General features: G+C 72.5%; 4 protein-coding genes. 1 reads left to right on the forward strand and 3 read right to left on the reverse strand.

The window, feature by feature from the left end; all coding sequences use genetic code 11:
* Positions 1–103: 103 nt before the first annotated feature.
* Entirely contained in the window at positions 104–1,150 is a 1,047-nt protein-coding gene (locus tag VT50_RS37805) for a hypothetical protein (protein ID WP_046085313.1), read from the reverse strand.
* Positions 1,151–1,300: 150 nt separating this feature from the next.
* On the opposite strand from VT50_RS37805, the gene VT50_RS37810 reads away from it, so the two are divergent.
* Positions 1,301–2,257 carry an FAD-dependent oxidoreductase gene (locus tag VT50_RS37810; protein WP_046085314.1) on the forward strand — a complete coding sequence of 319 codons (957 nt, stop codon included), beginning with the start codon at positions 1,301–1,303 and terminating at the stop codon, positions 2,255–2,257.
* Positions 2,258–2,305: 48 nt separating this feature from the next.
* On the opposite strand, the gene VT50_RS37815 is transcribed toward VT50_RS37810, so the two are convergent.
* The gene (locus VT50_RS37815; protein WP_240529501.1) at positions 2,306–4,003 is read right to left on the reverse strand and encodes a BCCT family transporter; all 1,698 of its coding nucleotides are present in this window, start codon (positions 4,001–4,003) and stop codon (positions 2,306–2,308) included.
* Between the two features lie 205 nt (positions 4,004–4,208).
* Positions 4,209–5,531 carry a M14 family metallopeptidase gene (locus VT50_RS37820; protein ID WP_046085316.1) on the reverse strand — a complete coding sequence of 441 codons (1,323 nt, stop codon included), beginning with the start codon at positions 5,529–5,531 and terminating at the stop codon, positions 4,209–4,211.
* Positions 5,532–5,571 lie beyond the last annotated feature (40 nt).

Genomic DNA, 5,571 nt, shown 5'->3' on the forward strand with positions numbered 1-5,571 from the left:
CTCCCCCAACCCCCGCCCCTCAACCGGCCAGTGGAACGGACGCGCTCCCGGCCCCCGGGATGGGGGCACGGCCGCGGCGGCGGAAGCGGGCCCGGGGCGAGCCCTAGCCGTGGGCCACCGGCGCCACCAGAACCGCATCGCTCGTGCGGGCCACCACGAACGACTGCCCCCGTACCGCACGCGCCGCCAGCGGAATCCGGTAAGTCCCGGGCTCCACCACGGCGTCGAAGAGCTCCCGCGCATGGGTGCGGGAGAGCCGGTCGAGCCGGTGGGCGACCAGCCTCACCCGGCACTCGGCGGCAACCTCCAGCACCGCCTCGCCACCGCCCGCCGTAAGACGGCCCGCCGTAAGACCGACAAGCCGGCGGTCGCCGGGGGCGCGTTCCAGGGCCTGTGCGACCTGGGCGACGAGCACGGGGACGATGGGGGCGAGCGCGGTCACCAGGACGGCTTGGGAGCGCGCGGCGGCGAAGGCCTCCCGTACGGCGTCGCGCTCCTCCCGGGCCACGGTCCCGCCGAAGACCACCGCTCGGTACTTCCGCAGCTCCTCGGCGAGCGCCCCCACCGCGTCAAGAGTGATCTCGGCGCCGATGCCGATGCGCCGCAGCGCCGCGGCGAGCCGGGCGAGAACGGCCGCGCGCTGGCCGATCAGCAGCACCCGGGGGCCGGTCGGGACCTCGTGCGCGCCGTCGGTGAGCAGCAGCCGCTCCAGGGCGGCGCGGTACTGCTCGCCGTGGAAGCGGTACGGGCCGATGCCGTGGTATCCGTTGTGGTCGATATCGGGGCCCCCGTCCGTCTGCCAGGCGAAGTCCCGCCAGACGACGTCCGCCCCGTCGCGCTCGATCACCGCGGTGACGGCGCCGCATGCCAGCCCCTCGCACTCCGGGCAGCCGTAGATGATGAACCGGCCGCCCTCCAACGGCGCGTCGGTCTCCAGCAGCAGTCTGCGGACCTGCTCGGTGAAGGGGGACGGGCCGGGGCCGGAGGCGAGCGGCGAGACCGCGTCGGGATCGGCGAGGCGCCGCAGCAGCGGTCGGCCGTCCACCACGAAGTCCAGGAATTCGCGGTGTATGTGGTACGCGCCGTTGGTCAGGAGGCCACCGGCGCGCACGGCCGGCGTCAGCCCGAAGGTCGCGTACGCGGGGTTCATGCCCCGAGTATGGCCACTTTGCGACATCTTGGCCGCGACTCGCCCTGCGCACACCGGCACAAGGGAGGAATCGGGAGCGGGGGGACGGGTGGAGAGGGACCGGTGCCAGGGGCCCGACGGGCCCCGCCGCCCCGGGGATAGCCTCCGCGTATGACATGGGATGCGATCGTCGTCGGCGCTGGGGTCATCGGCCTGACCAGCGCCATCGTGCTGGCCGAAGAGGGCCTGCGGACAGCGGTGTGGACCCGCGACCCGGCCGGGCGCACCACGTCGGCCGTGGCCGGAGGGCTGTGGTGGCCGTACCGCATCGAGCCGGAGGAGCGGGTGACGACCTGGTCCATACGGACGCTGCGCACCCTGACCGCACTGGCCCGGCGTCCCGCGGAGACCGGCGTCCGCGAGGTCGAGGGGGTTCAGGCGGGCATCGGCACCGGGGACCTGGGGCCGTGGGCGGTGGAGGTGCCGGGGCTGCGGCAGGGGCGCCCCGACGAGCTGCCGGACGGCTTCGCGGTGGGCCTGCGGGCCCGCGTCCCGCTGGTCGACATGCCGACGTACCTCGGCTATCTGCGGCGGCGCCTCACGGCCGCTGGCGGAAGCGTCGAGGAGCGGGCCGTGACCTCACTCGCCGAGGCCGAGCGGGCCGCTCCGCTCGTCGTCAACTGCACGGGCCTGGGCGCGCGGGAGCTGGTGCCCGACGCCGGGGTGCACCCGGTGCAGGGGCAGCTCGTGGTCGTGGAGAACCCGGGGGTGGAGGAGTGGCTGGTGGCCGCGGACCCCCATGCGCGGGACACGCTGTACGCACTGCCACAGCCCTACGGCCTGGTGCTCGGCGGCACCGCGCGGGAGAACGTCTGGGGCCTGGAGCCCGATCCCGCGACGGCTGAGGCGATCGTGGCGCGCTGCGCCCGCGTCCATCCTCAGGTGGCCCACGCCCGTGTGCTGGCGCACCGGGTGGGGCTGCGGCCGGCGCGGGCGCGGGTCCGGCTGGAGCGGGAGGAGCTGCCGGGCGGCGGAGCCCGCGTCCACAACTACGGCCACGGCGGCGCGGGCGTCACGGTCGCCTGGGGCTGTGCCGAAGAGGCTTTCCGGCTGCTGACAGGGCGGTGAACGGGCGGAGGGCCGGACCGACGCGGTCGGCCCGGCCCTCCCGAGGCGCTACTTCTTCTTGGCCTCGGCGGCACCCTTGTCCAGAGCGCCGTTGCCGTTCTGCACCGGACCGATACGGATCTCGAACTCTCCGTCGTACTTCTCGTGGCCCGCGATGACCGCCATCTCGACGGCCTCCTCGCCCCGCTCACCCCGCACGATCAGCGGATCGCGGCGCAGATCCTTCATCAGCGCCCAGCACAGCCCCACCATCACCAGGGTGAAGGGCGCCGCCACCAGGATCGTCAGGTTCTGCAGCCCGGTGAGGGCGTCGTCCTCACCACCGCCGATCAGCAGCATGACGGCCGCCACCGCGCCGGTGACCACGCCCCAGAAGATCACGACGAAGCGGGTCGGCTCGAAGGTGCCCTTCTGCGAGAGCGTGCCCATCACGATGGACGCCGCGTCGGCGCCGGAGACGAAGAAGATGCCGACGAGGATCATGACCAGGACGCTCATGACCGTGGCGATCGGGTACTCGTGCAGCACCGCGAACAGTCGGCCTTCGGGGGTGGAGTCGTCGCCGAGCCGCCCCATGTCCTGCAGCTTCATCGCCGAGCTGCCGAAGATGGCGAACCAGATCAGGCTGACCGTGCTCGGCACCAGGATGACGCCGCCCACGAACTGCCGGATGGTGCGGCCCCGGCTGATCCGGGCGATGAACATCCCGACGAACGGCGTCCAGGAGATCCACCAGGCCCAGTAGAAGACGGTCCAGTCGCTCAGCCAGGACGCCACCGACTCTCCGCCGGTCGCCTCGGTGCGGCCGGCCAGCTGTGACAGGTCGCCGACGTAGGAGGCCACGGAGGTCGGAACCATATCGAGGATGATGATGGTCGGCCCGGCCACGAAGACGAAGACCGCGAGGAAGAGCGCCAGCACCATATTGATGTTGGACAGCCACTGGATGCCCTTGGCGACACCCGAGACGGCGGACGCGATGAAGGCCGCCGTAAGGATCGCGATGACGGCGACCAGCAGCCCGGTGCCCACATTGCTCTTCCAGCCCAGCACCTCCACGCCGCTGCCGATCTGCAGCGCGCCGAGGCCGAGCGAGGCGGCGGAGCCGAAGAGCGTGGCGAAGATCGCCAATATGTCGATGACCCGGCCGCCCCAGCCGTTGGCGTTCTTGGAGCCGATGAGGGGCGTGAAGACCGCGCTGATCGTCTGCCGGCGGCCACGGCGGAAGGTGCTGTACGCGATGGCCAGGCCGACGACCGCGTAGATGGCCCACGGATGCAGTGTCCAGTGGAAGAGCGTGGTGGACATCGCGGTCTGCATCTTCTCGGCCGCGCTGCTGGGGTCGGTCCCGGGCGGCGGGGTGATGAAGTGCGACAGCGGCTCGCTCACGCCGTAGAACATCAAACCGATGCCCATGCCCGCGCTGAACATCATCGCGACCCATGAGACGGTGCGGAATTCGGGTTCCTCGCCCTCCTTTCCGAGGGTGATCTTGCCGTAGCGGCTCATGGCCAGCCAGAGGGCGAAGATCACGAATCCCGACGCGGTCAGGACAAAGGCCCATCCACCGTTGTGGATCAGGCCGGAGAGCATGCTGTTCGAGACGCTCTCCAGGGAGTCGGTGGCCAGGGCCCCCCAGATGACGAAGGCCAGCGTGAGGGCGGCGGAGACGCCAAAGACCACGCGGTCCGTCCGGGGGGTGCGATCGGGCCCGGCCGGGTCAGGGCCGGGGAGATCCACGGTCACCGGAGGATCGCCGCCGACGTCCCCCGTGGTTGTACCTGTCTGCGGCACGCAAGAGACCTTTCACTGGAGGTTTATCTGACGGATTTCCGGCTACCCAGGACTCCGAGATGCATGCCACCGGCCGTGGGGCCGGTGTTTTCGTATGCCGCGAGGGCGTCAGGGCGGCTCCGTCAAGGCGTCAGGACAGCGCCATCAGGGCGTCGGGTCAGCAGGTGTCCACCGGCCGCCCCGCCGTGAGGTGGTACGCGGCGCGGCGGTCCAGCAGCAGCGGCACCAGCGTACGGGCGGACTGGCGCAGCGGTACGAAGGCGCTTCCGTCGCGGTTGTCGCGTCGCGCCGTCACCCCGTGCAGGGCCAGTTCGTCCCGCACCTCGCCGTAACTCTCGGCGTCCAGCCGGTAACCGCACGGCGGATCCTTCAGGACCGTGTCCTCCTCGGGCGTTTCGTTGTCGGCGCCGCCGAGGTAGACCGGGCCCCGGTCCGCGTAGCCCGCCAGCCGCGCCGCCGTCGTGGCCGCCTCGATCCGGGCGCGCCGCCGGGCGACGAAGTCGAAGGCGCCGTCCAGGGCCGCCAGGTGGGAGCCCACCCGGCGGCGGTTGTTGAGGGCGGGGTCGGCCTTCTCGGCGTCGGTGAGCGGGTCGACCCGGGTCTCGACCAGCAGCCCCAGGGAGTGCTTGACGCCCGCGGTGTTGCGCAGGATCCGCTCCTGGCCGTCGCCCGCCACCTGCTTGACCGGCTCACCGGTCTCGGGGTCGGTCCAGATGCCGTAGACGCCGGTGGTGTGGCCCGAGGCCTCGACGCTGGGGCGCACATAGGCGTCCGAGAGGGTGCGCGCCTCGCGGTGCACCGGGCCGTGGGTGTTGAGGTTGCGCGGCCACAACGCCAGCAGGTCCTTGACGTAGTACGGCTCGGTCGCGCCGTATTCGTGCAGGTCGTAGACGGTGTCGGGGCGCCAGTCGCGGATGACGCCCGCCATCGCGCGGGTCTCGGCGGTGGAGAGCGCGATGTGGTCGCGGTTGATGTCCACGCCGTCGGAGTTGCCGCGGGTGTCGGCGGCGCGGCCGTCGGGGTTGGCGGTCGGGACGACGAGCACCTGGGTGCGCTCCAGGAAGCGCCGCGTCCGGCCGTCCTTGGCGTAGGCGAGGTCGCGGATGGTGGTCAGGCACGCCTCGCGGCCGGAGGGCTCGTCGCCGTGCTGGGAGCAGATCAGCAGCAGGACGTTGCCGCGCGCCGCCCGGGCCGGATCTGCGGGCGCGGCCGGTGCGCCGATCCGCACCAGCCGCAGCGGCCGCCCCTGCGCGGTGGCGCCGATCCGGTCGACGGCGACGCGGGGGGCGGCCTCGTCGACGGCGGTGAGGAAGTCCGCCTCCTCGGCCTGGGTGGTCCACCGGGCGCCGTGGCTGATCTCGAACCCCGTGCGCGGCGGGCGCTGTTCGGCCCGCGCGGGCGCGCTGAGGAACGACCCGGTCAGCAGCGCACCGATCGCGCCGCAGGCGGCGCCGCGGATGAGGGGTGACCGCGAGAACACGAGGGACCTCCTGGGGTGACGGGGGTGACGGGGTGGGGGG

The organism is Streptomyces antioxidans (genome assembly GCF_000968685.2).
Lineage (GTDB): Bacteria > Actinomycetota > Actinomycetes > Streptomycetales > Streptomycetaceae > Streptomyces > Streptomyces antioxidans.